At 74.2% G+C, this 25625-nt stretch carries 29 protein-coding genes; 14 read left to right on the forward strand and 15 right to left on the reverse strand.

What is annotated here, in order from left to right; all coding sequences use genetic code 11:
* Positions 1–26 precede the first annotated feature (26 nt).
* From HA073_RS02105 to HA073_RS02125, 5 genes are all read right to left on the reverse strand, one after another.
* The gene (locus HA073_RS02105; protein ID WP_166455572.1) at positions 27–1031 is read right to left on the reverse strand and encodes a methionine synthase; all 1005 of its coding nucleotides are present in this window, start codon (positions 1029–1031) and stop codon (positions 27–29) included.
* 30 nt (positions 1032–1061) lie between these two features.
* On the reverse strand, positions 1062–2138 hold the full coding sequence (gene mnmA, locus HA073_RS02110) for a tRNA 2-thiouridine(34) synthase MnmA (protein WP_013284461.1): 1077 nt from the start codon (positions 2136–2138) through the stop codon (positions 1062–1064).
* 37 nt (positions 2139–2175) lie between these two features.
* Positions 2176–3351, reverse strand: coding sequence for a cysteine desulfurase family protein (locus HA073_RS02115; RefSeq protein WP_064446977.1), 1176 nt, complete (start codon positions 3349–3351; stop codon positions 2176–2178).
* A gap of 98 nt (positions 3352–3449) precedes the next feature.
* Positions 3450–4115 carry a class F sortase gene (locus HA073_RS02120; RefSeq protein ID WP_166455573.1) on the reverse strand — a complete coding sequence of 222 codons (666 nt, stop codon included), beginning with the start codon at positions 4113–4115 and terminating at the stop codon, positions 3450–3452.
* The gene (locus tag HA073_RS02125) at positions 4112–4945 is read right to left on the reverse strand and encodes a DUF4397 domain-containing protein (RefSeq protein ID WP_166455574.1); all 834 of its coding nucleotides are present in this window, start codon (positions 4943–4945) and stop codon (positions 4112–4114) included. The genes HA073_RS02120 and HA073_RS02125 overlap by 4 nt, the downstream gene beginning before the upstream one ends.
* A 240-nt stretch (positions 4946–5185) precedes the next feature.
* Here HA073_RS02125 and HA073_RS02130 point away from each other — a divergent pair, with 240 nt between their 5' ends.
* Both HA073_RS02130 and HA073_RS02135 read left to right on the forward strand, forming a co-directional pair.
* A complete protein-coding gene (locus tag HA073_RS02130) occupies positions 5186–5791 on the forward strand; it encodes an RNA polymerase sigma factor (RefSeq protein ID WP_013284457.1) in 606 nt (201 codons plus the stop codon).
* On the forward strand, positions 5745–6518 hold the full coding sequence (locus HA073_RS02135; protein WP_064446974.1) for an anti-sigma factor: 774 nt from the start codon (positions 5745–5747) through the stop codon (positions 6516–6518). The genes HA073_RS02130 and HA073_RS02135 overlap by 47 nt, the downstream gene beginning before the upstream one ends.
* Positions 6519–6613: 95 nt before the next feature.
* Here HA073_RS02135 and HA073_RS02140 read toward each other — a convergent pair whose 3' ends face one another.
* From HA073_RS02140 to HA073_RS02155, 4 genes are all read right to left on the reverse strand, one after another.
* Positions 6614–7573 (reverse strand): electron transfer flavoprotein subunit alpha/FixB family protein, encoded by a 960-nt coding sequence (locus HA073_RS02140; protein ID WP_166455575.1) that lies wholly within the window; start codon positions 7571–7573, stop codon positions 6614–6616.
* Positions 7574–7585: 12 nt separating this feature from the next.
* Positions 7586–8365 carry an electron transfer flavoprotein subunit beta/FixA family protein gene (locus HA073_RS02145; protein WP_166455576.1) on the reverse strand — a complete coding sequence of 260 codons (780 nt, stop codon included), beginning with the start codon at positions 8363–8365 and terminating at the stop codon, positions 7586–7588.
* A 177-nt stretch (positions 8366–8542) separates the two neighbouring features.
* Positions 8543–8947 (reverse strand): hypothetical protein, encoded by a 405-nt coding sequence (locus tag HA073_RS02150; protein WP_030500918.1) that lies wholly within the window; start codon positions 8945–8947, stop codon positions 8543–8545.
* 2 nt (positions 8948–8949) lie between these two features.
* The gene (locus HA073_RS02155) at positions 8950–9747 is read right to left on the reverse strand and encodes a GNAT family N-acetyltransferase (protein ID WP_030500919.1); all 798 of its coding nucleotides are present in this window, start codon (positions 9745–9747) and stop codon (positions 8950–8952) included.
* Between the two features lie 41 nt (positions 9748–9788).
* On the opposite strand from HA073_RS02155, the gene HA073_RS02160 reads away from it, so the two are divergent.
* The 3 genes from HA073_RS02160 to HA073_RS02170 are packed head-to-tail and all read left to right on the forward strand — an operon-like array spanning position 9789 to position 10893.
* Positions 9789–10175, forward strand: coding sequence for a YidH family protein (locus tag HA073_RS02160; RefSeq protein WP_030500920.1), 387 nt, complete (start codon positions 9789–9791; stop codon positions 10173–10175).
* Positions 10172–10471 (forward strand): DUF202 domain-containing protein, encoded by a 300-nt coding sequence (locus HA073_RS02165; protein ID WP_030500921.1) that lies wholly within the window; start codon positions 10172–10174, stop codon positions 10469–10471. The genes HA073_RS02160 and HA073_RS02165 overlap by 4 nt, the downstream gene beginning before the upstream one ends.
* A gap of 26 nt (positions 10472–10497) precedes the next feature.
* Positions 10498–10893, forward strand: coding sequence for a PLD nuclease N-terminal domain-containing protein (locus tag HA073_RS02170; RefSeq protein ID WP_043326070.1), 396 nt, complete (start codon positions 10498–10500; stop codon positions 10891–10893).
* A gap of 56 nt (positions 10894–10949) precedes the next feature.
* Here HA073_RS02170 and HA073_RS02175 read toward each other — a convergent pair whose 3' ends face one another.
* Entirely contained in the window at positions 10950–12572 is a 1623-nt protein-coding gene (locus tag HA073_RS02175; protein WP_043326072.1) for an acetolactate synthase, read from the reverse strand.
* Positions 12573–12642: 70 nt separating this feature from the next.
* The gene (locus tag HA073_RS02180; RefSeq protein WP_043326074.1) at positions 12643–13416 is read right to left on the reverse strand and encodes an enoyl-CoA hydratase-related protein; all 774 of its coding nucleotides are present in this window, start codon (positions 13414–13416) and stop codon (positions 12643–12645) included.
* A gap of 130 nt (positions 13417–13546) precedes the next feature.
* On the opposite strand from HA073_RS02180, the gene HA073_RS02185 reads away from it, so the two are divergent.
* Positions 13547–14110, forward strand: a complete 564-nt coding sequence (locus HA073_RS02185; RefSeq protein WP_043326076.1) for a DUF6232 family protein — start codon at positions 13547–13549, stop codon at positions 14108–14110.
* A gap of 88 nt (positions 14111–14198) precedes the next feature.
* The gene (locus HA073_RS02190) at positions 14199–14681 is read left to right on the forward strand and encodes a DUF6232 family protein (protein WP_064446971.1); all 483 of its coding nucleotides are present in this window, start codon (positions 14199–14201) and stop codon (positions 14679–14681) included.
* 15 nt (positions 14682–14696) lie between these two features.
* Here HA073_RS02190 and HA073_RS02195 read toward each other — a convergent pair whose 3' ends face one another.
* On the reverse strand, positions 14697–16172 hold the full coding sequence (locus HA073_RS02195; RefSeq protein WP_166455577.1) for an alpha/beta fold hydrolase: 1476 nt from the start codon (positions 16170–16172) through the stop codon (positions 14697–14699).
* Between the two features lie 94 nt (positions 16173–16266).
* Here HA073_RS02195 and HA073_RS02200 point away from each other — a divergent pair, with 94 nt between their 5' ends.
* Positions 16267–17031 carry a hypothetical protein gene (locus HA073_RS02200; RefSeq protein WP_064446969.1) on the forward strand — a complete coding sequence of 255 codons (765 nt, stop codon included), beginning with the start codon at positions 16267–16269 and terminating at the stop codon, positions 17029–17031.
* A 45-nt stretch (positions 17032–17076) separates the two neighbouring features.
* On the opposite strand, the gene HA073_RS02205 is transcribed toward HA073_RS02200, so the two are convergent.
* Complete coding sequence (locus tag HA073_RS02205; RefSeq protein ID WP_069087606.1) at positions 17077–17973, reverse strand: ribokinase; 897 nt, start codon at positions 17971–17973, stop codon at positions 17077–17079.
* Between the two features lie 17 nt (positions 17974–17990).
* The gene (locus tag HA073_RS02210; protein ID WP_064446967.1) at positions 17991–18830 is read right to left on the reverse strand and encodes an ABC transporter ATP-binding protein; all 840 of its coding nucleotides are present in this window, start codon (positions 18828–18830) and stop codon (positions 17991–17993) included.
* 132 nt (positions 18831–18962) lie between these two features.
* On the opposite strand from HA073_RS02210, the gene HA073_RS02215 reads away from it, so the two are divergent.
* Both HA073_RS02215 and HA073_RS02220 read left to right on the forward strand, forming a co-directional pair.
* Positions 18963–19973, forward strand: a complete 1011-nt coding sequence (locus HA073_RS02215) for an ABC transporter ATP-binding protein (RefSeq protein ID WP_043326083.1) — start codon at positions 18963–18965, stop codon at positions 19971–19973.
* Positions 19970–20980 (forward strand): ABC transporter permease subunit, encoded by a 1011-nt coding sequence (locus HA073_RS02220; protein WP_043326085.1) that lies wholly within the window; start codon positions 19970–19972, stop codon positions 20978–20980. Before HA073_RS02215 ends, HA073_RS02220 begins: the two co-directional genes overlap by 4 nt.
* 85 nt (positions 20981–21065) lie before the next feature.
* On the opposite strand, the gene HA073_RS02225 is transcribed toward HA073_RS02220, so the two are convergent.
* Positions 21066–22271 (reverse strand): ROK family transcriptional regulator, encoded by a 1206-nt coding sequence (locus tag HA073_RS02225; protein ID WP_030500934.1) that lies wholly within the window; start codon positions 22269–22271, stop codon positions 21066–21068.
* A 124-nt stretch (positions 22272–22395) separates the two neighbouring features.
* Here HA073_RS02225 and HA073_RS02230 point away from each other — a divergent pair, with 124 nt between their 5' ends.
* The 4 genes from HA073_RS02230 (at position 22396) to HA073_RS02245 (ending at position 25487) form a co-directional block, all read left to right on the forward strand.
* Positions 22396–23847, forward strand: coding sequence for a glycoside hydrolase family 3 protein (locus HA073_RS02230; protein ID WP_166455578.1), 1452 nt, complete (start codon positions 22396–22398; stop codon positions 23845–23847).
* An 83-nt stretch (positions 23848–23930) separates the two neighbouring features.
* Positions 23931–24368: a hypothetical protein gene (locus tag HA073_RS02235; protein WP_043326089.1), complete on the forward strand. Its 438-nt coding sequence runs from the start codon at positions 23931–23933 to the stop codon at positions 24366–24368.
* Positions 24365–24847 (forward strand): thiol-disulfide oxidoreductase DCC family protein, encoded by a 483-nt coding sequence (locus HA073_RS02240; protein WP_043326091.1) that lies wholly within the window; start codon positions 24365–24367, stop codon positions 24845–24847. The genes HA073_RS02235 and HA073_RS02240 overlap by 4 nt, the downstream gene beginning before the upstream one ends.
* The gene (locus HA073_RS02245; protein ID WP_043326093.1) at positions 24786–25487 is read left to right on the forward strand and encodes a TetR family transcriptional regulator; all 702 of its coding nucleotides are present in this window, start codon (positions 24786–24788) and stop codon (positions 25485–25487) included. Before HA073_RS02240 ends, HA073_RS02245 begins: the two co-directional genes overlap by 62 nt.
* Positions 25488–25625: the final 138 nt, after the last annotated feature.

Raw genomic sequence — 25625 nt, forward strand, 5'->3', positions numbered from 1 at the left:
TGCCCGGCGGGTACGACGGAAAAACGTCAGTCCTCGGCCAGCCGCCGGCCCGCGTCACGGCAGGCGGTGAGCACCGCGCGGGCGTACGCCGGGGTGGCGCCGGCCAGGCCGCACGCGGGGGTGACCACCACCTGCTCGGCCAGCCGGCGGCGGGGGAAGCCGAGCTGGTCCCAGACCCGGCGGACCCGGCCCGCGACCTCGGCCGACGTCGGCGCCCGGCCGGAGGCCGGTGGCAGCGTCGGCGCGGCACCGGCCAGCAGCCCGAGCCCGGCGTCGATCGCCTCGCCGAGCGGGTCGAGGTCGGTGACCAGCGACAGGTCGAGCGCGACGCCCACCGCACCGGCCGAGCGGATCAGCTCCAGCGGTACGTCCGGCGCGCAGCAGTGCACGAGCGCCGGTACGCCCGCCGCCTCGAACACGTCGCGCAGCAGTCCCCGCGCCACCTCGGTCTCCACCGGGCGGTGGGTGCCGAAGCCGCTCTCCGTGGGCACCCGCCCGGCCAGCACGGTCGGCAGGGACGGCTCGTCGAGCTGGAGCAGCACCGAGGCGCGGGGCAGCCGCCGGGCGACCGCCTCGACGTGCCCGCGCAACCCTTCGCCGAGCGAGCCGGCGAGGTCGCGTACCGCGCCCGGGTCGCGCAGCATCCGGCCGCCGATCGGCAGCTCCAGCGCGGCGGCCAGGGTGAACGGGCCGGCGGCCTGGACCTTGACCGGTCCGGCGTACTCCTCGGCCTGCTCGGCGAACTGGTCCAGGTCGCGTTCCATCAGGTCGCGGGCGCGGCGCAGGTCCCGGCCGGGGCGCGGGGCGATCCGCCAGCGCGCCGCGTACAGCTCGACCGGCAGTTCCACGAGCAGGCCGGCGCTGCGGCCGACGAGGTCCGCGCCCGGTCCCCGGGCGGGCAGCTCGGGCAGGTGCGGCAGGGTGGGCAGCTCGCCGAGCACGATCCGCTGCGCCTCGGCGATGTCGGTGCCGGGCAGCGACCCGATGCCGGTCGCCGCTCCGGTGGGCCAGGGCCACGCCTGCTCAGTCACGGCCGCAGCCTATCCGCTGCCGATGCGAGGTCAGGCGGCGGTGATGGTGGCGGAGCCGAGGACCACGTCTCCGGCCGGGTCCGGCCGGTAGGCCACGATCGCCTGGCCGGCGGCGACACCCCGGACCGGGCGGCGCAACGACGCGCGCAGGCCGTCGGCGTCGACCTCGACGGCGGCCGGCACCACGTCGCCGTGCGCCCGCAGCTGCACCTCGCACTCGACCGGCCCGTCCGGGCGCGGCCCGCCGGTCCACACCGGGCGGGTCGCGCGTACGTCGGAGACCTCCAGCGCCTCGGCCGGGCCGACCGTCACCGTGTTCGTGGTCGGGGTGATGGACAGCACGTAGCGGGGCCGGCCGTCCGGCGCCGGGCGGTCGAGGTGCAGGCCGCGCCGCTGCCCGACGGTGTACTGGTAGGCGCCGCTGTGGCTGCCCACCACCGCGCCGGTGAGCGCGTCCACCACCTGGCCGGGCGCCTCGCCGAGCCGCTCGGCGAGGAAGCCGCGGGTGTCGCCGTCGGCGATGAAGCAGATGTCGTGCGAGTCCGGCTTGTCGGCCACCGCGAGACCGCGCCGGGCGGCCTCCGCGCGCACCTCGGCCTTGGTCGAGTCGCCGAGCGGGAAGATCGACCGGTCGAGCTGCGCGCGGGTCAGCACCGCCAGCACGTACGACTGGTCCTTGGCCGCGTCGACGCTGCGCCGCAGCAGGCCGTCCGCGCCGAGCCGGGCGTGGTGGCCGGTCACCACGGCGTCGAAGCCCAGGGCCACGGCCCGGTCCAGCACCGCCGCGAACTTGATCTTCTCGTTGCAGCGCAGGCAGGGATTCGGGGTACGCCCGGCGGCGTACTCGGCCACGAAGTCGTCCACCACGTCGTCGTGGAACCGGTCGGCCATGTCCCACACGTAGAACGGGATGCCGAGCACGTCGGCGGCGCGCCGGGCGTCCCGGGAGTCCTCCAGCGTGCAGCAGCCCCGGGCCCCGGTGCGGTAGGTCTGCGGGTTGCGGGCCAGTGCCAGGTGCACGCCCGTCACGTCGTGCCCGGCCTCCACCGCCCGCGCCGCCGCGACGGCGGAGTCCACCCCGCCCGACATCGCCGCCAGAACCCTCACCGGCCCACTCCCCTCGTCCTCACCGAGCGTATCCGGGTCAGCGGGGCGTACGGAGGGCGGCCGCGCGGCGGGCCCGCTCCACAGCGGCGGGCAGCGCGGCGATCAGCGCGTCCACGTCCGCGCCGGTGCTGGTGTGCCCGAGCGTGAAGCGCAGCGAGGACCGGGCCCGGTCGTCGTCCGCGCCCATGGCCAGCAGCACGTGCGAGGGCTGGGCCACCCCGGCCGAGCAGGCCGACCCGGTGGAGCAGGCGATGCCCTGGGCGTCCAGGAGCAGCAGCAGCGCGTCCCCCTCGCAGCCGGGGAAGGAGAAGTGCGCGTTGCCGGGGAGCCGGTCGGCCGGGTCCCCGTTGAAGATCACCTCGGGGACCGCCTGCCGGACCCGCTCGACCAGTTCGTCGCGGAGCGCGGCGACGCGGGCCGCGTACTCCTGCTGGCCCTTCACCGCGGCCTCGACGGCGACCGCGAACGCGACGATGCCGGCGGTGTCCAGCGTGCCGGAGCGGACGTCGCGCTCCTGGCCGCCGCCGTGCAGCAGCGGGGTGGCGGCCACGTCGCGGGCCAGCAGCAGCGCGCCCACGCCGGTCGGCCCGCCGAGCTTGTGCCCGGTCACGGTGAGCGCGGACACGCCGCTGGCGGCGAAGTCGACAGGCACCTGCCCGACCGCCTGGATGGCGTCGGTGTGGAACGGCACCCCGTGCTCGGCGGCGACAGCGGCCAGCTCGGCGACCGGCTGGACGGTGCCCACCTCGTTGTTCGCCCACATGGCGGTGACCACCGCGACGCGCTCGCCGTGCTCGGCCAGCTCGGCGCGCAACCGCTCCGGGTCGAGCCGGCCGACCGCGTCGACCGGAAGGAGACCGGCCTGGGCGCCCTCGTGCTCGACCAGCCAGTCCACCGCGTCCAGTACGGCGTGGTGCTCGACCGAGCTGGAGACCACCCGGACCCGGTCGGCCCGGGCCGCACGGCGGGCCCAGAACACGCCCTTCACGGCGAGGTTGTCGCTCTCCGTCCCGCCACCGGTGAAGATCACCTCGGAGGGCCGGGCGCCGAGCGCGGCGGCCACCCGCTCGCGGGACTCCTCCACCCGCCGCCGGGCACGGCGGCCCGCCGCGTGCAGCGACGACGCGTTCCCCACCTCGCGGGCGGTCGCGACGTACGCCTCGAGTGCCTCGTCCAGCATCGGGGTCGTCGCCGCATGATCAAGGTATGCCATCACCGTTCAGCCTAACGGCCTGCGAACCCGCGGCCGGGGGCCGGACCGCCCCGTCCCACCCGGGGCGGTCCGGCCCGCTCACGACCGAACGGCCGCGATCACGCGGGAACCGCCGTGATCACGATGTTGTCCCGGTAGCTGCGGGTCTTGGCGTCGAACGGCCCGCCGCAGGTGATCAGCGTGAGCCGGGGCTTGCCGTCGCGCGCGAAGTACCGCTCGAGCGGGATCTTCGACTTCCGGTACTCCTCCCGGGCCACCACCCGGTAGGAGCGCTCGCGTCCGTCCGCGCCGGTGGCGGTGAGCTTGTCGCCCTGGCCCAGCTCGCGCAGCCGGAAGAACGCGCCCTTGCCCTGCTCGGCGCTGTCCACGTGCCCGGCGATCACCACCGAGCCGGCGTCGGCCTCCAGGCCCGGGCCGTAGCGGTACCAGCCGACCTGGTCCACGCTGGGCGGGACCTCGAACTCGTCGGTGCGCTCGTTGACGCCCACCGGGTTGACGGTGGCGGTGACCCGGATCGGCGGGATGCTCAGCTTCACCGGCGGCACGATCTCACTGCCGGCGGGCAGCGTGCCCGGGTTCACCGGAACCGAACCGCCGCCGGTCGCCGCCGGGGCCGGCGTGGGAGTGGCACTGGCCAGGGCCGTCACCTCGTCGCCGCCGACGTCCTCGGCGGGCTCGGATCCGCACGCCACCACGCCCGCCAGGGTGAGCGCGGCGGCGCCGGCGGCCATCGCCGCCAGCGCCCCGCGGTTGCGCACCGTCACCGGCGACCGGCCCGGGCGGTTGCCGCCACCCGCGCACCGCCGCCGACCAGGAGCAGCACGCCGGCCCCGGCCAGCACGTACCACCAGGTGTCCACGCCGGTGCCGGCCTGGCCGCCGGTGCCGCTGGGCACGCCGCCCGGAGCCGAGTGCAGGCCGGTGATGGTCTGGGCGACCACGCTCAGGTTCTTCGCCTCGGCCGAGCCGATCGCGTAGACGATGGTGGCGGTGCCCTCCTTGAGGTTCAGGTCGGCCGGGCCGATGGCGACGGTGTCGGTGCCGGCGAGCACCACGTCCGCCTTCACCGAGCCGGCGGCCACGTCCGCCTTGGCCTCCTTCGGGTTGGTCAGGTCCTCGAAGACCGGCTTGCCGCCGGCCCGCACGTCGACGGCCGGGGCGGCCGCGGTGTGCCGGACGATCAGCCGGGCCTTGCCGGCGCCCACCTTGGACACGTCGTTGACGAACGGCGTGATCTGCGGGTTGCCGTCGGCGCCCAGGTGCGCGGCGAGGCTGATGTTCGCCCCGCCCGGCACCGCGGCGTCGTCCACCTTCAGGATCGCCTTGTCGATCGCCTCGCCGGGCTTGGTCAGGGCGATGTCGTACTCCCCCTCGGGCAGGGTGAGCGGGCCGGCCACGTCGCCCGGCTTGAAGTTGTTCAGCGTCTTCTCGCCGTTGACGTACACGTCGACCGGGGTGTCCGGAATGCCGTGGACCACGGAGACCTTCGACGAGGCGGCGTAGGCCGGGCTCATGGTGGCGGCGCCGACGCCGGCGAAGGTGAGGGCGGCCACCGCGCCGCCCGCGGCGACCCGACGGAACATCGCGTACTGCATTGTCTGCCTCCTGGTAGTTCATGCTGATTCGTCAGGCCTGGCTTGCAGAACGGGTTACGCCGGCTCCGTGGCCCCCGGATGCGCCCGGATCCGATTTCTTTTTCCCGTCTCCGGGCGCATCCGCCGAAGCCTCCGGCGACGAAGGAGAGGTGACGAGGGTCGTGACGGACACACCGGGAGAGTGGGGCGGGGGCTGTGGGAGTTACAGTCGGGCATGCCCCACGGAAGGCGAGCCGCCCGGTGACGGCGGCCAGGCAGGGCCCCGAACCGCCGGGCGAGGACGACCTCGCCACCCGGTTCCGCGACGGCGACGAGGCGGCCCTGCGAGAGGCGTACGACAGGTACGGGCGGGCGGTGCTGCACCTGGCCACCACGACGCTCGTGAACCGCAGTGACGCCGAGGACGTGACCCAGGCGACGTTCGTCGCCGCCTGGCTCGGCCGGGAGACGTTCGACCCGGCGAAAGGCTCACTGGTCGGCTGGCTGCTCGGAATCGGGCGGCGCAAGGTGGTCGACCGGATCCGGGCCTCGGCCCGGGAGACCCGGGTGGTCGAGACGGTGAAGCAACTGCCGGAACCGGTCTCCACCGGCCCCGACCCGGACACGGTGGTCGACCGGCTGGTGGTCGCCGACGAGCTGGCCCGGCTCCCCGACGAGCAGCGCCGGATGCTGGAGCTGGCGTTCTACGACGACCTGACACATCAGCAGATCGCGGCGGTGACCGGAGTGCCGCTCGGCACCGTCAAGAGTCACATCAGACGCGGCATGCAGAGCCTGAAACGCAGATGGGAGGTGGACGGTGCAGCACCTGGACCACGACCGGCTGGTCTTTCTGGCGCTCGGTGAGAGCGAGGCGGCTGACGGCGAGGCCACCCATCTGGGCACCTGCGACCACTGCCGGGGCGAGATGGAGACGCTCCAGCACGTCGCCGGGCTCGGCGCGGGCACGCAGGGCCTGGCGGAGCTGCCCGACCCGCCGGAGCACATCTGGCAGGGCATCGTGGCCGAGATCCGGGCCGCCGAGGAGCTGCCGGCGTTGACCGAGCGGCGCCTGCCGCGCCCGGCCGACCCGGTGGAGCCGGCTGCCGTACCCGTGGTGGCACGTCGTCCGCGGCGGAGCCGGCGCTGGCCGGGGTGGGCGACCACGGCGGTCACCGCCACCGCCGCCGCGGTGATCGGCGTGGCCGGCACGGCCGCGGTGCTCGGCGGCGGCGGTGGCGAGCCGGCCGACCCCGACCCGCCGGTGGTGGCCAGCGCGCCGCTCGCCGCGTTCGGCTCGACGCCGAAGGACGCCTCCGGCGACGCCCGGGTGCTCGGTGACAATCGATTGCATCTGCACGTGGCGAATCTCCCGAGCGTTCCGGGGTACTACGAGGTCTGGCTGATCGATCCGAACACGATGAAAATGTTCTCCGTGGGTACGCTGAGCAACGGTTCGGGGGACGCGCTGCTGCCGATCCCCCCGAACGTCGACCTGCGCACCTACACCGTTGTCGACGTCAGCGCGGAGCAGTACGACAACAAGCCCGGCCACTCCGGCGACAGCCTGCTGAGGGGCACCCTGACGGGCTGATCGGCGGGCCGGCTCAGCTCCCCGGCCCGCCGATCAGCTCCCTACGAGAAAGGCCGCCGCCCGGTGCACCGGGCGGCGGCCTTTTCACGCGACGCTCACTTGCGCTTGCGGATCTCCTCGGCGGCCTGGGGGACGACCTTGAACAGGTCGCCGACCACGCCGTAGTCGGCGAGTTCGAAGATCGGCGCTTCGGCGTCCTTGTTGACCGCGACGATGGTCTTCGAGGTTTGCATGCCGGCCCGGTGCTGGATCGCCCCGGAGATACCCAGCGCGACATACAGCTGCGGAGACACGGTCTTGCCGGTCTGGCCGACCTGGAACTGGTGCGGGTAGTAGCCGGAGTCGACTGCCGCGCGGGACGCGCCGACCGCGCCGCCGAGCAGGTCGGCCATCTCCTCGACCAGCTTGAAGTTGTCCGCGTTACCGACACCACGCCCGCCGGACACCACCACAGAGGCTTCGGTCAGCTCCGGGCGGGAGCCCTTCTGCTCGGCGACCCGCTCCACGACCTTGGCGAGCTTGTCGGTGTCGGTGACCGACACGGTGAGCTGCTCCACCGCCGGGCTGGCCGCGGCCGGGACCGGGTTCAGCGAGTTCGGCCGAACGGTGACCAGCGGCAGGCCCTTGGTGACCTTCGCCTTGACGATGGTGGAGCCGGCGAACGCCACCTGGGTGGCGGTGCCGTCGGCGGCCAGGGCGACCACGTCGGTCAGGATGCCGTTGTCCAGCTTCACCGCCAGCCGCGCGGCGATCTCCTTGCCCTCCTGCGACGACGCCAGCAGCACCGCCGCCGGCTGCACCCGCGCGACGAGGTCGGCGACCACAGTCGCCTTCGGGGCGACCAGGTAGCCGTCGATCTCCTCACCCTCGGCCGCGTAGATCTTCTCCGCGCCGTACTCGCCCAGCTTGGCGCTCAGCGCCTGCGCGGCACCAGGACCGCCGAGGACGACCGCGCTCGGGGTGCCCAGCTCGCGGGCGAGGGTGAGCATCTCCAGGGTGACCTTCTTGACGCCGAACTCACGCGTGGCTTCGACGACGACGAGAACCTCAGACATGTCAGCGACCTCTCACACGAACTTCTCGGAGGCGAGGAACTCGACCAGCTTCACGCCGCCCTCGCCCTCGTCGGTGATCTTCTCCCCGCCGGAACGCGGCGGCCGCTTCGAGTGCTCCACCACAGCGCTGGTGGCGCCGTCGAAGCCCACCTCGGCCGCGGCCACGCCCAGGTCGCCCAGGGAGAGCGTCTGCACCGGCTTCTTCTTCGCGGCCATGATGCCCTTGAACGACGGGTACCGCGGCTCGTTGATCGTGTCCCACACCGACACCACGGCCGGGGTCGAGGCGGTCACCACCTCGTAGCCCTCCTCGGTCTGCCGCTCCACCGTCAGGGCCGACCCGTCCACGGTCAGCTTCCGCGCGCCGGTCAGCGCGGCCACACCCAGCCGCTCGGCGATCATGTGCGGCATCACCTGCACCCGGCCGTCGGTCGACTCCGCACCGCACAGGACCAGGTCGGCGTTCAACTGCCCGAGCGCGGCGGCGAGGACCTTCGAGGTGGCCACCGCGCAGGAACCGTGCAGCGCGTCATCCACCACATGCACGGCCTTGTCCGGGCCCATCGACAGCGCCTTACGGATCGACTCGGTCGCCCGGTCCGGACCCATCGTCAGGATGGTGACCTCACCACCATGCGCTTCCTTGATCTTCAACGCCTCTTCGATGGCGTACTCGTCCATCTCATTGATCACGTTGTTCGCCGAACCGCGGTCGACGGTGTTGTCGTCAGAACGCAGGCTGCGGTCCGCGCCCGAATCAGGCACCTGCTTGACGAGTACGACGATATTCATCGCGCTTCGACGACCCTCCTGTTTGGTGTAGCGATCACTCGCCCGGTCACGGGCGCAGCCTCCCGCGTGACGGAACGTGGGTCAACCGCGGGCAGCTGTGCACTTCCCCACGAGCGCAATGTTACCCGCAAGTAGCATGACGGCCCCGGCCGCCCGCAGTGACGCAGGTCACCGGCATCAGACCGATCCGGCCAGCGCCTGCGTGATCTTCTCGATCGCCGCCGCTTCGGCGGGCTCGATCCCCCGGTGCGCCTGCGCCACCCGCTCCGCGGCGGCCAGCACCACCGACCGGTACGTCTCGGCGTCGGCGGGCGACTTGGCCCGGAGGATCTCCATCGACCGGCCCAGCGCGGGCAGCACCACGGACTCGACCTCCAGGGCCGAGTCCCGGGGCAGCTGCGGCAGCGGGCCGGTGGTGAGCGCCTCCTTGACCACGCCCCCCACCTCGGCGAGCGCGCCGGAGGCGGCGAAGCTCTCCCGCACCATCGCCAGCACCCCGGGTACGGCGTTGGAGACCAGGAAGACCGCGCCGAACGCGCCGGTCTTCAGGGTGAGCCGCTCGTCCGCCGTCAACCGTTCCATGATCACGGAGTGTAGACGTACGGCGTGGAGGTGGTGACCGCAACGAGTCCGAGCCGCTCCAGGATGGGCCGGCTGTCCGGCGAGCAGTCCACCTGCAGCAGCGTCTTGCCGCGCTGCTGCGCCAGCCGCGCCCGGTACGCCACGAGCGCCCGGTAGATGCCCTTCTTGCGCCACTGCGGCAGCGTCGAGCCGCCCCAGAGGCTGGCGAAGCCGGTGCCGCGCTGGTAGCGGATCCAGCCGGCGCTGACCACCGTCTCCCCGGCCTCGGCCACCACGATCGTGATCGACTGCGGATCGGCCTCGATCTCCCGGGCCAGCCCGTACACCAGGTGGCTGCGGTCCTCCCGCCAGACCTCCTCCTCCATGGCGGCGATGCGCTCCAGGTCGGCCCGGCTGGTGACCTCGCGCAGGCGTACCCCCTCGGGGAGCACCGGAACGGCGGCGGCGAGCGGCGCGACCGGCCCGACCACCACGGTCTCCTGGTCCTCCGGTACGAAGCCGGCGGCGCGCAGCCGGTCGCCCAGGTCGGCCGGCTCGTCGTGACCGGCGAGCTTCCACTCGACCGACTCGCCCCGGGCCCGGAAGACCTCGACCTGCCGGGCGATCAGCGCGTCCAGCTCGGCGCCGGCCAGGCCGTCCAGCGTCCGGTAGGTGAGGAAGCCGCGGTGGTCGAGGCCGAGCACGCGGAACAGCGGGCCGTCGCGCTCCACCGTCACCCCGTCCGGCAGCGGGTCCGGCAGCTCCGGTCGGATCTGTGCGTCGTAGGCGGCGCGCAGCTCACGCGCGTCAAGATCGGTCATCCCCCCAGGCTAGGCGCGGGGCAAAGCGGATAATCGGCAGCGTGTGGGAGTCGATCAAGAACTGGTTCGACCCGCGTGAGCTGCGTTCGGTCGGCAACCCGCCGGACTACCGCTTCTCGCTGGCGAACGAACGGACGTTCCTGGCCTGGCTGCGTACCGGCCTGGCGCTGGTGGCGGGCGGGCTCGCCGCGGCGCAGTTCCTCCCGCCGCTGCGCCTGGCCCACCTGCGCGAGGCGCTCGCGATCGCGCTGCTGCTGCTCGGCGCGACCGTCTCGATCCGGGCGGTCGACCACTGGGCGCGCACCGAACGGGCCATGCGGCTGGACGAGGAACTGCCCGCGTCCCGCTTCCCGGCCGTGCTGGCGCTGATCGTCGCGATCGGCGCGCTGCTGCTGGTGGCCGCCGTGCTGCTGGGTGGCGCGGGATGACCCGCGACCCCGGCCTGCAACCCGAACGTACCCGGCTGGCCTGGCGGCGGACGCTGCTCACGCTGACCGCGGTGCTGCTGCTGCAGCTCCGGCTGGCGTTCACCGGCCGGGTCCTCGACGCGCTGCTGACCGGAGCAGCGCTCCTGGTCTGGCTCGCCGTGCTCGTGGTGACGTGGCACCGGGCCACCGGCGCAGGGCCGCGGCGGTTCGACAGCTGGTCGGTGCCGCTGACCGCGATCGGGGCGGCCGGACTTGCGGTGCTCGGCGTGGCGCACGTGCTGGGCGGGGTGCGCTGACGTGCGCGGGTGAGCCATCATGGGGCATGGCCCGCCTCTACGTGCTGCTCTTCCTGGTTCAGGTCGTCCTCGCGGTCGTCGCGCTGATCAGTTGCCTCTCCGCCGACGAGGAGAAGGTCAAGGCGCTGCCCCGGATGATCTGGGTGCTGATCATTCTGTTCTTCCCGCTGGTCGGCTCGATCGCCTGGTTCCTGGTGGGCCGCGAGCGCCCGGCCGGAACCACCGGCGTCACCGGCGCGGCCCGGCCCGCCGCCCCGGCCGGTCGCCCGCTCGCCCCGGACGACGACCCGGAGTTCCTCGCCTCGCTCGACGAGCGGTCCCGCCGCGAGGACCAGGAACGGCTGCGGCTGTGGGAGGAGGACCTGCGCCGCCGCGAGGAGGAGCTGCGCCGCCCGGACGACCGGGACCGCCCCGAGGTCTGACACGCGCCGCGGGCCGCCCGCCGGTCACCCGGCGGACGGCCCCGCACGCGCCGCGGTCAGGCCAGGTTCGACGACCGGGGGTACGCGTCAGCCGGGTCGGTCAGCACGTTCACCAGGTACGGCACGCCCGAGTCGAACGCGCGCCCCAGCGCGGGCCCGAGGTCGGCCGCCTTCTCCACCGTCTCGCCCCCGCCGCCGAGCGCCTCGACCACCTTGTCGTAGCGCAGCCCGGGCTGGAGGTCGGCGGCCACGTCGTAGCCGTACATCGCCCGCATCGGGTGCTTCTCCAGCCCCCAGATGCCGTTGTTGCCGACCACGATCACCACCGGCAGCTTCTGCCGGACCAGCGACTCCACGTCCATCAGCGAGAAGCCGGCCGCGCCGTCGCCCATCAGCACGCAGATCTGCCGGTCCGGGTGGCTGATCCGGGCGCCCATCGCGTAGCCCATGCCGGTGCCGAGGCACCCGTACGGGCCGGGGTCGAGCCAGGTGCCGGGCTGGGCCGGCTCCAGGTAACGCCCGGCGTACGACACGAAGTCGCCGCCGTCGCCGATGGTGACCGCGTCCGGGGCGAGCACCTTGCGCAGCTCGCCGTAGATCCGGGCCGGGCGGATCGGGTCGCTCTCGGCGGCCATCTCCTCGGCGTCGCGGGCCTTCGCCGCGTCCTCGGCGGTACGCAGCTCGGCGATCCAGTCGGCGTGGTCGGCCCGGTCACCGGTGTGGTCGGCGAACGCGCCGAGGATCAGCCGCAGGTCACCGGCGGGCGCGGCGGCCGGCTGCACGTGCCCGGCCCGCTGGCTGGGCGCGTCCACCACGTGCACGACCTGGGCGTCGCCGAAGTCGCCGAAGGAGAGCCGGAAGTCCAGCGGGGTGCCGATCACCACGACCACGTCGGCGCCCTTGAGCGCGACCCGGCGGGCCTTGGCGAACGCGAGCGGGTGCTCCGGCGGCAGCGCGCCCCGGCCCATCCCGTTCGTGAACACCGGCACCCGCAGCGACTCGGCGGCGGCACGCAGCGCCTCGACGGCGTCGCCCGCGTACACGTCGGAGCCGGCGATGATCACCGGCCGGGACGCGCCGGCGATCAGGCGGGCCGCCTTCGCGACCTCGTCCGGGTCCGGCTCGATCGGCGCCGGCGGCGTGACCGCCGGCAGGTCGGCGTCACCGACCGAGAAGACCGCCTCCAGCGGGAAGTCCAGGAACACCGGGCCGCGGTGCGGGGTGAGCGCGGTGGTCAGCGCCGCCGACACCGCGCGCGGGATGTCGTCGGCGCTGAACACCGTCTCGGCGTGCTTGGTCACCGGCGCGACCAGCGGCAGGTGGTCCATCTCCTGGAGGCTGCCCGAGCCCCAGCGGAACTGCGGGGCCCGCCCGCCGAGCACCAGCACCGGCGAGGCGTTGAAGAACGCGCTGGTCAGGCCGGAGACGCCGTTGGTGACGCCGGGGCCGGCGGTGAGCACGGCCAGGCCGGGGCGGCGCTGGAGCTTGGCCACCGCCTCGGCGGCGAACACGGCGGACTGCTCGTGCCGCACGTCGTAGAGGGGGAAGCCCGCCTTGTGGGCGGCGTCGTAGAGCGGGAAGACGTGCCCGCCGGAGAGCGTGAACATCTCCCGTACGCCGTGCGCGCGCAGTGCCGCGAGCGCCAGATCGCCGCCGTGGCCCTCGACCCGTTCCGTCATGCCATTCCCCTTCATCGACCGACCGGGGTCACGTTACTGGCCGGTACAGCAGATGTGAACAGCTCTCGCGTCAACGGCCGGTGAAGCCCGGCTTGCGCTTCTCCACGAACGCGGTCATGCCCTCGCGCCGGTCGTCGGTGGCGAACAGCGCCGCGAAGAGCTGACTCTCCCAGGCCAGGCCCGAGGTGAGGTCCATGTCCAGACCCGCGTCGACGGCCGCCTTCGCCGCCCGCAGCGCCTGCGCCGGCCCGGTCAGGAACGGCTTCACGTACGCCACCGCGGCGTCGTAGACCTCCGCGGCCGGCACCACCTGGTCGGCCAGGCCGATCCGCAGCGCCTCGGCGGCGTCGACCATCCGACCCGTCATGATCAGGTCCTTGGCGCGGGCCGGGCCGACCAGGCGGGCCAGCCGCTGCGTGCCGCCCGCGCCCGGGATGATGCCGAGCTTGATCTCCGGCTGGCCGAGCTTGGCGTCCTCGGCCACGATCCGCCAGTCGCAGGCCAGCGCCAGCTCGCAGCCGCCACCGAGCGCGTACCCGGTGATCGCGGCCACGACCGGCTTGGGGATACGGGAGATCGCGCCGAGCGCGCTGGACAGGTCGGCCGCGCGCTCCGCCATGTCCACGTAGGACATGTCGGCCATCTCCTTGATGTCCGCGCCGGCCGCGAAGACCTTCTCGCCGCCGTACACGATGACGGCGCGGACCTCGGCGTCGGCGGTGGCCGCCGCAGCGGCGGCGCGCAACTCCTCCTGCACCTGGGTGTTGAGCGCGTTCATCGGCGGCCGCTCCAGCCGGATGGTGCCGATGCCGTCCTTGGATTCCAGCTTGACGAACTCGCCCACGCTGCCCTCACTTCCTCGTCGAAGTCGCGTGCCAACCTTACGGCTCGCCTCGTTGGGGTAGACAGTGTGGTGTCGGCGACTCCCCAGGTAGCCGCCGGAGTCGCCGCCGCCCCGCCACCGGGAGTGAGCCATGATCACCTACTTCGACGACCGGTCCGTCCAGGTCACCTCCACCACGGTACGGGTGGACGGGCGCACCTACCCGCTCGCCGAACTCACCACCGTGTGGCACCGGCGGGGCGAACGCTCGTGGCGGGTGCTCGCCGGGCGCGGCGCGATCGGGGCCGCGATCGCCGGGCCGCTGGTCACCGCCGTGCTGGGCATCGGGCTGGCCGTGTGGCTGCAACGCTCGGCGGTGGTCACCATCGCCATCGTCGGGATCTCGGTGCTGATCGGCCTGGCCGTCGGGCCGGTGGCCGACTTCCTCTTCGAGTACCTGGACCGCTCCTACGCCCGGGGCAGCCGGGAGATGGAGATGTGGGCCGACTGGCGGGGTCGTCCGGTGCGGCTGCTGCACACCCGGGACGCGATGCGCTTCGGCCAGATCTACCGGGCGGTGCAGCGGGCCATGGAGAGCCTGCCGGCCGCGCCCGGTCGTCCCGCGGCCGACCCTGCCGCGACCGGTCCTGCCGCGACGGGTCAGAACGTGATCGGCTCGTCCGGCAGCAGGCCCAGCCCGCGCAACAGGCCGTAGGTGTCCTGCTCGCCCGGCCCCGCCCGCCATACCGTCACCCTACCGACGCTCGACCGTCCGGTGTCGACACACGCGGTTAGGCTGATTTATGGCCCTCTATTACCGGGACGACGCGGTGCAGGTCACCTCGGACGCGATCCACGCGGGTGGTCGGGTCGTCGCGCTCGCCGACGTCACGTACGTCTGGCACGAGCGCGGCGCCACCACCCTCGCGGTCCGGGGGCGGGTGCTGGGACGCGGGGTGCTTGTCCTGCTGCTGTCGCTGCCACCCCTCGTCGCCGTGGTCTGCGTGCTCTCCCTCGCCTGGTCGGCGCAGGACCGCGGCGAGTGGAAACTGGCCCTGATCATCCTGGCCGCGTTCGTGGTGATCGGCCTGGCGCTCACTCCGTTCCTGGAGGTGCCGCTCGGCTGGCTGGACCGCTCCTACGAGCGCGGCAACCGGGTGCACGAACTGTGGGTGCAGCACCACGGCCGGGAGACGATGCTGGTCCGCACGCCCGACGCGCTGCGGTTCGGACAGATCTACCGGGCCGTGCAACGTGCCGTGGAACAGCAGACCGACCGGCGCTGAGCCGACCGGCGCCGGTCAGGCCAGCGGCAGCGTGGTAGCGATCGGCCAGGCCAGCAGCACCGCCCCGAGCAGCGGCGCCAGCCACCACGGCGCGGCCCGGCGGCGCAACACCGCGGCCCAGGCCGCCTGCCAGGCCACCAGCGCGGCGAACAGCGGCACCACCAGCAGCACGAACCCGGGCGCCAGGCCGAGCACCGCCGCGGCGGCCAGCAACAGCACGGCGATGCCGCCGGTGGCCGCGTAGCGGAGGCCGTCGCCGCCCGCGAGCCGCTCGGCGCCGAGCAGGAACACCAGACAGCAGAACGCCACCAGGGGCAGCAGCCACCACCGGGCCCCGACCGGCACGGTCGAGGTGAGCCCGAGATGAAGCGGCAGCGCGACGGCGAGCACCGCGTACCCGAGGAACGCGACAGCGACCACCGCGGACCGGACGCCGCTCGCGGTCGGCGGTGTCCCACCGGGGCGCGCGTAGCGTGCCGCGGCGGCCAGCAGCACGCCGGTGAGCAGCAGGAACACCGCGACGTATCCGCCCACGGCGAGCGGCAGGCGGGTGGTCGGCAGCAGCGCGGCGAACACCGCGCCCAGCCCGGCCGCCGGCACCGTCGCGGCCAGCCACCAGCCGGTACGCGGACCGCCCGCGCCCGGCCGCGTCCGGCGCGGCAGCAGGGCCGCAAGCGGCACGAAACCCAGCGCGAGCCCGGCCAGCAGCAGCCCGGCGCCGCCCGGCCGGGTCAGCGGGGACGGCTCCGGCCCGCCGGTACGGCCCGGGAGCGCGTCGAGCACCGCGGCGTGGGTACGCGGCGCGAACAGCACCGACACGTGCTCGACGCCGGGCGCCACCACCCGCGTCCGGGAACCCGGTGGCGCGTCCCGGGTCGCCTCGTCGACGGCCTGGCGGAAGCCGGCGAACTCCAGCCCGCCCACCACCAGCGTCAGGTTCCCCGGCCAGCCGGCCGGCACGTCACCGCCGTCGGGCAGCGAGATCGCCACCGTCCGGTCGATCTCCGGATGCGCCACCGCGTACCGGACGACAGCGCCGGCGCCCATCGAGTGCCCGACCAGGACGATCCGGTCCCTGTCGACGCCGGGACGCCCGCGCAGCCACCCGACCGCCACGTCCAGGTCGTGCCGCAGCCGCGCCCGGGCACGTTCCTCGTCCCGCCCGGCCCCGGGCAGCCGGGACCCGCTGGCGCCGTGCCCGGCGAAGTCCAGCAGCACCGCGACGCCGCCCTGGCGGGCCACCGAGTCGGCCAGCGGCCGCATCAGCCGGGCCGACCCGGCGAAGCCGTGCGCGATCACCACCCCGGGCCGCAGGTCACCGGCCCCGCCGTCGGCACGTACCTCGGTCAGCGGCACCCCGGCCACCGTCGCCCGCGCGGTGCTCAGCCCGGCGTCGGCGCGGACCAGGAGCAGGACGCCGAGGACGACGGCGAGCAGCGCGACCACGCCGCAGGCGAGCGTTCGCCGCGACGCCGGGCCGGGGGTGGGCATGCCGGCACCCTACGCCGCGTCGGCGGCCCGGCGTGACCTTCGCCGCCCGGCTGCCGCCGGGCGGCACTGGCCGCGACGCCGCACACTGGATGCCATGGCGATCCCTCTTCCCCGGCCCGGCGCCCTGCTCGGCCTCACCCGTACCGCAGTGGACCAGGCGCTCGGCTCCGCCGCCACGATGGCCTCGGTACCCGCTCGCGCCTTCGCCGTCCTCGACCAGGTGGAGGCGCTGGTCCGGCGGATCGACGGAGTGGTGGACCGGATCGAGGGCACGCTCGACCGCACCGACCGGGTGCTGGCCGACGCCGAGACGGCGGTCCGCGAGGTGGCGGTGATCAGTGCCGCCGCGACCGCGGCGATCGACACGGCGACCGAGGTGGCCGCCGCCGCGACGGTGGTGGTCGGCGAGGCGCAGCGGGTCTCCGCGGCGGCGGCCACCGTGGTCGGCGAGGCGGACCGGGTGGCCCGCAGCGCGGCCGGTGTGGTCACCGAGGCGGAGACGGTGACCGCGCGGGCGGCGGGCACCCTCGCCACCGCCGAGAAGGCCACCGGCGTCGCGAACGAGCTGCTGGCCGCGTACGAGTCGACGCTGCGCCGGGCCGCACCGATGGCGGCGCGTTTCGTGGAGCAGCTCAGCCCGGAGGAGGTGACCGCAGCGATCCGTCTCGTGGACGAGTTGCCGAAGCTCAAGGACCACCTCACCTCGGACGTGCTGCCGATCCTGGCCACGCTGGACCGGGTCGGCCCGGACCTGCACGACCTGCTGGACGTCACCCGCGACCTCAAGCTCGCGGTCGCCGGCATCCCCGGGCTCGGCATGCTGCGCCGCCGCGGCGAACGCCTCACCGACGAGGTGTAAGGAAGGGCCCCTTGTTAACGCCTCCGGTAGTGAAAGGGGCCCTTCTTAACAGTCGGCGAACAGCTCGTCGATCTCCGCGCGATGGGGCAGCGCCACCGAGGCGCCGAGCTTGCGTACGCACGCCGCACCGGCGGCCGCCGCCCAGCGCACCGCGTCGGCCAGGTCCCGCCCCTCACCCCAGGCCACGGCGAGCGCCGCGGTGAACGCGTCGCCGGCGGCGGTCGAGTCGACCACGTCCACCGGCACCGCCGGCACGTGCGTCGCCGGTCGCTCCCGGTCGACGTACCAGGCGCCGTCGCCGCCGAGCGTGAGCACCGCCCGGGGCACCAGATCCAGCAGCGCCGCCGGCTCGTCCCGGCCGCGACCGGTCAACGCCTGCGCCTCCGGCTCGTTCACCACGAGCAGGTCGGTGGCCGCCAGCAGCTCGGCCGGCACCGGCCGGGCCGGCGCGGCGTTGAGCACCACCCGGGTGCCCGCCGAACGGGCCGCGAGCGCCGCCTCGGTCACCGTCTCGACCGGCACCTCCAGCTGCGCGACCAGCACGTCCGCATCGCGTACGGCGGAAAGCTCGTCGGCGGTCGGCGACGTGAACGCGGCGTTCGCGCCCGGCGTGACCAGGATGGCGTTCTCCCCCGCGCCACCGACCATGACCAGGGCGACGCCGGACGGGCCGTAGACCACCCGCAGGTGGCCGGTGTCCACGCCGGCCGCTGTCATCCGGGCCCGCAGCGTCACGCCGAACGAGTCCGAGCCGATCGCGCCGAGGAAGACGCAGGAGGCGCCGGCGCGTACCGCGGCGACCGCCTGGTTGGCGCCCTTGCCGCCGGGCAGCATGACGAAGTCGCTGCCCAGCACCGTCTCACCCGGCCGGGGCAGCGCGGCGCCGATGCCGACCAGGTCCATGTTGGCGCTGCCGACGACGGCGATCCGGGTCTGCGGCACGGTGTCCGTCCCGTCGCTCAGGCGGCGCGGGCGGCCCAGCGGTCGCCGGACCGCGTGACCACCAGCGGCAGGCCGAACGTCTTCGACAGGTTGTCGGCGGTGAGCACGTCGCCGAGCAGGCCCTGCGCCACCACGCCGCCCTCGCGCAGCAGCAGCGCGTGCGTGAAGCCCGGCGGGATCTCCTCGACGTGGTGGGTGACCAGCACCATGGCGGGCGCGTCCGGGTCGTACGCCAGCTCGGCCAGCCGGGCCACCAGGTCCTCGCGCGCGCCCAGATCGAGCCCGGCGGCCGGCTCGTCGAGCAGCAGCAGCTCCGGGTCGGTCATCAGGGCGCGGGCGATCTGCACCCGCTTGCGCTCGCCCTCGGACAGCGTGCCGTACGCGCGGTCGGCGAGGTGCCCGACACCGAGCTGGCGCAGCAGCGCGGCGGCGCGCGCCTCGTCGGTGCGGTCGTAGCTCTCCCGCCAGCGGCCCACCACCGACCAGGCGGCGGTCACCACCACGTCGGTGACGCGCTCGTCGGCGGGGATCCGCTCGGCGAGCGTCGCGGTGGACAGGCCGATGCGGGTACGCAGCTCGTTGACGTCGGTGCGGCCGATGCGCTCGCCGAGCACGTGGGCGACGCCGTTGGTCGGGTACAGCCGGCCGGAGGCCAGGTTGAGCAGTGTCGTCTTGCCCGCGCCGTTCGGCCCGAGCACCACCCACCGTTCGTCCAGCTCGACCCGCCAGTCGACGTCGTGCACCAGCGCCGTGCCGGAACGCTTGACGCCGACCCCGTCGAGGCTGACCACCAGATCCGCGTCCACGGTCGAGGGGGCGGGGGCGCCCGGGGCGCCGGGGATCAGGTCACCAGTCACCGCACCATCCAATCACGCATCCGGCACGGTGCCCCCCACGGGAGGCGTCGCCACCATAGGGTGGGGCGCCGTGTCGTTGGTCACCGCTTCCGGAAGGACACCCATGCCCGACCGCTGCCGGAAGGCGCGCTGATGAGCGCGGTCATCGAGATCGCCGGCCTCCGCAAGACGTTCCACTCGCTGCGCCAGGGGCGGCGGGTCGCCGTCGACGGCTTCGACATGCTGGTCGAGGCGGGTCAGGTGCACGGTTTCCTGGGGCCGAACGGGTCCGGCAAGACCACCACGCTGCGTGCGCTGCTCGGGCTGGTCCGGCCGGACGCCGGGCGGATGCGCGTGCTGGGCGCCGATTCACCCGAGCGCCTGCCGGACGTGGCCGGCCGGGTCGGCGCGATCGTGGAGAGCCCGCAGTTCTTCGCCAACTTCACCGCGCACCGGACGCTGCGGCTGCTGGCCGTGGCCGGTGGCGTGCCGACCGTCCGGGTGGACGAGGTGCTGGAGCAGGTCGGGCTGCGGGACCGGGGCCACGAGCGGGTCAAGGGCTACTCGCTGGGCATGAAGCAGCGGCTGGCGGTCGCCTCGGCCCTGCTGAAGAACCCGGAGCTGCTGATCCTGGACGAGCCGGCGAACGGGCTGGACCCGGCCGGCATCCGGGAGATGCGCGACCTGACCCGGTCGCTCGCCGAGGCCGGGGTGACGGTGCTGCTCTCCAGCCACATCCTGGCCGAGATCCAGTTGATCTGCGACCACGTGACGATCGTCAGCCGGGGGCGGCGGGTCGCGTACGGGCCGGTGGAGGAGGTGCTGGCCGGCTTCGACCAGCACCAGTGGCGGGTGCGGGTGGCCGACCCGGAGCAGGCCGGTGACCTGCTGGGCCGGGCCGGTCTGTCGGTGACGGCCGGGCCGGACCACCTGGTGGTGACCGGTGTGGAGGATCCGGAGACGATCAGCCGGACGCTCGGCGAGCAGGGCGTGTGGGTACGCGAGCTGGTCCCGCTGCGGCCGGACCTGGAAAGCGTCTTCCTGGAACTGACCGGCGACCACGAGCACATGGGCGTGGAGGTGCCGCGGCAGGTCGACGGCGCGCCGCCGAGCGACGGAGTGATCGACCTCGACGTCCGGGAGAGCCGGGAGGTGGACGCGTGAACCTGGTCCGTGCCGAGCTGGAGCGGCTGGCCGCCCGGCGCTTCGTGCAGCTCATGGTGGTGCTGCTGGCTGCCGCCTTCGCGGTGACGGTGGTGACCACGCTCGCCGGTTCGCACCGGCCCAGCCCGGCGGAGCTGAGCCGCGCGCAGGCGCAGGCGGCGGAGAGCGTCCGCGAGATGGAGATGACGTACGACCGCTGCCTGCGGATCCGGGAGGGCTCGCTCCCGCCGGCCGAGAACGACTACCTGCCGCGCGACTGCGCCCAGATCGACCCGGCCCAGCTCGACGAGCTGCCGACCGCGGCCGACTACCTCAGCGGTGTCTTCGTCTTCGCCAAGGAGGCCGAGCCGCTGCTCTACTTCCTGATCGCGTTCCTGACGCTGTTCGGGTTCCTGGTCGGCGCCTCGTACATCGGGGCCGACCTGAACTCGGGCGGGGTGGTCAACCTGCTGCTGTGGCGGCCCCGGCGGTCGACGGTGCTCGCCGCGAAGCTGGGCACCCTGCTGGGCGGGCTGGTCGGCCTGTCGGTGCTGGCCTCGGTGGCGTACCTCGGGGCGTTCTGGTTGATCGGCCAGGCGTCCGGCCTGGTGGGGCGGACCGGTGGCGACTTCTGGCCGTCGCTCGCCGCGATCTGGGGGCGCGGCCTGGTGCTGGTGCTGCTCGCCGCGGCGCTCGGCTTCGCCGTCGCCACGCTGGGCCGGCTGACGTCGGCGGCGCTCGGCGCGGTGGCCGCGTACGTGGTGGTGTGGGAGCTGGGGGCACGGCTGGTGTTCCAGATCCTCCAGGTGGGCCGGCCGGACCGGTACATGCTGTCCAGCTATCTGGCGGCCTGGCTCTCCGGTGAGGTGCGGCTCTGGGACGGCAACGCCTGCGGCCCCGGGATCTCCGGCTACTGCGACGGCTCGTACACGGTGACCTGGCCGTCGGGTCTGGTGGTGCTGCTCGGGCTCACCGGCGCGCTGGTGGCCGCGGCGTTCACGGTGTTCCGCCGCCGCGACCTGATGTGACGGAAGGGCAGGCCCGGCAACTCCTTGCGAACCCTGACGCCATGATGAAGGATTCCTTCACATGGCGTCAGGGCGCACGACGCGGTCAGCCGACCGTCGAGCCGAACACCTCGTCGCGCACCGCGTCCAGCGCGGTACGCAGCGCGCCGCGCAGGATCGGCTCCTCGGTCAGCCCGGTGGTCACCACCCGGGGCCGGACGAGCGTGATCGCGGCGACCTCGTGCTGCACCCGCTCGGCCAGCGCCGCCCCGCCCGCCTGCCCGACCGCGCCGGCGAGCACCACCAGCGGCGGGTCCAGCACCACGCAGGTGCTCGCCACGCCGAGCGCCAGCCGGCGGGCCAGCTCGTCCAGCATCGGCCCACCGGCGGTGCCGGCCGCGATCGCCGCGCGTACCACCTCGGCCGCCCGGGCCGCCGCGACGCCCTGCTCCGCCGCCTTCGGGGTGGCGAAGCCGTGCTCGGCGGCCACCGCGCGTACCGCGTCGGCGCCGACGAGCTGCTGGAATGCCGGCTTGGCCCGCTTGGACACGTCGCGCGGGATGGGCGCGCCGGGCACCGGCAGGTAGCCGATCTCGCCGGCCGCGCCGCTGCTGCCGTGGTGCAGCCGCCCGCCCAGCATGATCGCCAGGCCGACGCCGGCGTCCACCCAGACCAGCACGAAGTCGGAAGTGCCCTGGGCCGCGCCGGACTGCGCCTCGGCCACCGCGGCGAGGTTCACGTCGTTCTCGAACACGACCGGGGTGTCCAGGTCCTCGCGCAGCGCGGCGAGCAGGCCGCTGTGCCAGCGCGGCAGGTTGAACGCGAAGGTGATGTCGCCGGTCTGCGGGTCCACCAGGCCGGGGGTGCCGAGCACGACGCGCCGGACGGCGGACAGCTCCGCCCCGGCGCTGCTGGCCGCCTGGACCACCGCGTTGTGCACCACCCCGACCGGGTCGTCGGTGTCCTTCGTGGACTGCTCGACCCGGCCGGCCACCGTGCCGGTGATGTCGGCGCAGGCCGCCACCACCCGCTCCGCGCCGACGTCCACGCCCACCACGTACGCGCTGCTCGGCCGGACGGCGTAGAGCTGGGCGTTCGGGCCCCGCCCGCCGGCCTGCTCGCCGACCCGGGCGACCAGGCCGCGCTCCTCCAGCCGTTCGACGAGCTGGGACGCGGTGACCTTGGACAGCCCGGTCAGCTCACCGATCCGGGCCCGGGTCAGCGGGCCGCGTTCGAGCAGCAGCTCCAGCGCCGCACGATCGTTGAGCGCCCGCAGGAGTCGGGGGGTACCGGGCAGCCGGGTCGCACTCATGCCGTCGTCCTCAATTTTCAGTAAAGTTTTCTAACCACAAAACGCCTGCCGAGGGGCGTCCGTTAGCGTATCGGCCGCCCCGATCCGCGAAGGTCGGACGACCCGGCAGGGAAAGGGGATACTCGTGGGTCAGGATCCAGGACTCCGGCGGCTCGCGCTGGGCACGCTGCTGGCCGCGTACCCGGGTCCGGTCCCGCCGGACTGGGCGGTCGACCTGCTCGCCGACGGGCTCGCCGGGCACACCCTGTTCGGCACCAACATCCACGACCCGGCCCAGGTCGGGGCGTCCACGGCGGCACTGCGCGCCGGCCGCCCCGACGTGATCGTCGCGATCGACGAGGAGGGCGGCGACGTCACCCGGCTGGCCCACGCCACCGGCAGCCCGTACCCGGGCAACGCCGCGCTCGGCACCGTCGACGACCCCGCGCTGACCCGCGAGGTGTACGCGGCGATCGGCGCCGAGCTGGCCGCGCTCGGCGTCACGCTCGACCTGGCGCCCACCGTCGACGTGAACACCGCCGACGAGAACCCGGTCATCGGCACCCGCTCGTTCGGCGCCGACCCGAAGCGGGTGGCGGTCCACTCGGCCGCCGCCGTCGCCGGCCTCCAGTCGACGGGCGTGGCCGCCTGCGCCAAGCACTTCCCCGGGCACGGCGCCACAGTCGCCGACTCCCACCACGAACTGCCCACAGTCGACGTGCCGCCGGCCGTCCTGCGGGAACGGGACCTGCCGCCGTTCGCCGCGGTGGTCGACGCGGGCGTCCGCGCGGTGATGACCGCGCACATCCGGGTGCCGGCGCTGACCGGCGACGGCCCGGCCACGTTCAGCCGCGCGGTCCTGCACGACCTGCTGCGCGTCGAGTACGGCTTCACCGGCGCGGTAGTCACCGACGCGCTGGAGATGAAGGGCGCGGTGCTCGCCGCCGGCGGGGTCGGCACGGGCGCGGTCCGGGCGCTGGCGGCCGGCGCGGACCTGCTCTGCATCGGCGCCCGGGTCGACGCCGAGCTGGTCGAGTCGGTCGCCGCCGAGATCGTCGCGGCGATCGGCGACGGGCGGCTGGCGCGCGAGCGGGTCGAGGAGGCGGCCGGCCGGACCGCCGCGCTCGCCGCCACCGGCCCCGCCGACGCCCCGCCGCCCGCCACCGACGGCCTCGGCTACGCCGCCGCGCTGCGGGCGGTACGGGTCGAGGGCGACCTCACCCGCGCCGCCGCACCCCTGGTGGTGCAGGTGCACGCCACCTCCACCGTCGCCGAGGGGCGGGTGCCGTGGGGGCTCGGCCCGCACCTGGCCGCCGGGATCGAGCAGGCCCGCGCGGTGGCGGGCGAGACCGACCCGGAGAAGCTGCGGCGGCTCGCCGGGGACCGGCCGGTCGTGCTGGTCGGGCGGCACCTGCACCGGCTGCCCGGCGCGCGGGAGCTGGTCGAGGCGCTGGCCGCCACGCATCAGGTGACAGTGGTCGAGATGGGCTGGCCGGGCGCGTGGCGGCCGGCTGGCGCGCGCGCGTTCGTCGCCACCCATGGCGCCAGCCACGCCAACGGCCGCGCCGCCGCGCAGACGCTGGGCCTGACCGGCTGACCGCATCACTCTTGAACACGTTCAAAATCTGTCGTACGCTCAGGGCGTCCTTGATTTGAACACGTTCAAGAGAGGCGACGGGGATGGACGTGAAGGTCTGGATGTACCTGGCCTACCTGGCGGTCAGCATCGGTCTGACCATCTGGGTGGCCCGGGCACTGTCCCGCAACGGGCTGGTGTTCCTGCAGGACGTGTTCGCCGACAGCCGGCTGGCCGAGGCGGTCAACAGCCTGCTCGTGGTCGGCTTCTACCTGCTCAACCTCGGCTACGTCACGGTGGCGATGAAGGAGTCCGGCCCGGTCGGCGACACCAGCCAGGCGCTGGAGCAGCTCTCCATGAAGGTGGGCCTGGTCCTGCTGGTACTGGGCGCGCTGCATTTCTTCAACGTCTTCGCGCTCGGCCGCTACCGGCGCGGCCGCCTGCGGCAGCAGGCCACCCACCCGCCGCTGCCGCCGGTCCGTATCCTCCCGCCGCAGGGTGGGCCCGTACCGGCAGGCGGCCCGAACCCGCCGGCCCGGTGACGTCCGCCCCGGGCGGGCGCCCGTCGGATCCCACCGGGCACGGGGCCGGTGGGATCCGCGGGTTCACCGTCCTGTTCGACGCGGGCTGCCCGATGTGCCGGGGCGCCCGGCGGTGGCTCGCCTCGCGGCCCCAGCTCGTACCCCTGGAGTTCGTGCCGGCCGGGTCCGCCGAGGCCCGGCGGCGCTTCCCCGGCCTCGACCACGACGCGACGTTGCGGGACCTGACGGTGGTGGCCGACACGGGCGCGGTCTACAGCGGCGACGGCGCCTGGTTCGCCTGCCTCTGGGCGCTCGCCGAGCATCGGGGTACGGCCGAGCGGCTGGCCCGCCCGCACCTGCTGCCGCTGGCCCGGCGGGTGGTGGCGGCGGCCTCCGCGGTCCGCGAACGGATCCGGGAACCGGGATACGGTGACGACGATGACCGAGCAGAGTGCGCCGACGACCGCTGCGGGTGGGCAGGGGTCGACGGCCCGGGGTGAGCAGACCCGCCAGTTGATCCTGGACACCGCGATGCGGCTGTTCCGCGAGCGCGGGTACGCGCGCACCACCATGCGGGCGGTCGCCCAGGAGGCCGGCGTGGCGGTGGGTAACGCCTACTACTACTTCGGCTCCAAGGAGCACCTGGTCCAGGAGTTCTACGCGGGCACCCAGCGCGATCACCGGGAGGCGGCCGGCCCGGTGCTCGCCCGGGAGCGGGAGTTCGCCGCGCGGCTGGCCGGGGTGCTGCACGCGGGCATCGACGTGCTGAGCCCGTACCACGCGTTCGCGGGCGCCTTCTTCAAGACGGCGGCCGAGCCGACCTCGCCGCTCAGCCCGTTCTCCGCCGAGTCGTCGGAGCCGCGGGACATGTCGATAGCGCTGTTCCGCGAGGCCCTCACCGGGTCCACCGTCAAGCTCGACGACGAGCTGCGCGAGGCGCTGCCCGAGCTGCTCTGGCTCGGCTACATGGGTGTGGTGCTCTACTGGGTGCACGACCGCTCGGACGGGCAGGTCAAGACCCGCCAGCTCATCGACGGCGTGGTGCCGCTCGTGGACCGGCTGGTGGGGCTGTCCCGGCTGCGCGTGCTGCGGCCGGCCACCCGGCAGGCGCTCGCCCTCATCCATACGCTGCGTCACTGACCTCGCCCGCGCACCTGCCAGCGATTTCGCAGGTGAGAGTCCGCAACCGGACAGCAACACACCCCTTGTTCACGGTCGGTAATACACATAGCGTTACCGGTGTCGGGGCCTGGGGGGAGAGCTGCGGACCGTGGATCC

Origin of the sequence: Micromonospora sp. CMU55-4 (genome assembly GCF_011602315.1) — a bacterium.
GTDB lineage: Bacteria > Actinomycetota > Actinomycetes > Mycobacteriales > Micromonosporaceae > Micromonospora > Micromonospora chalcea.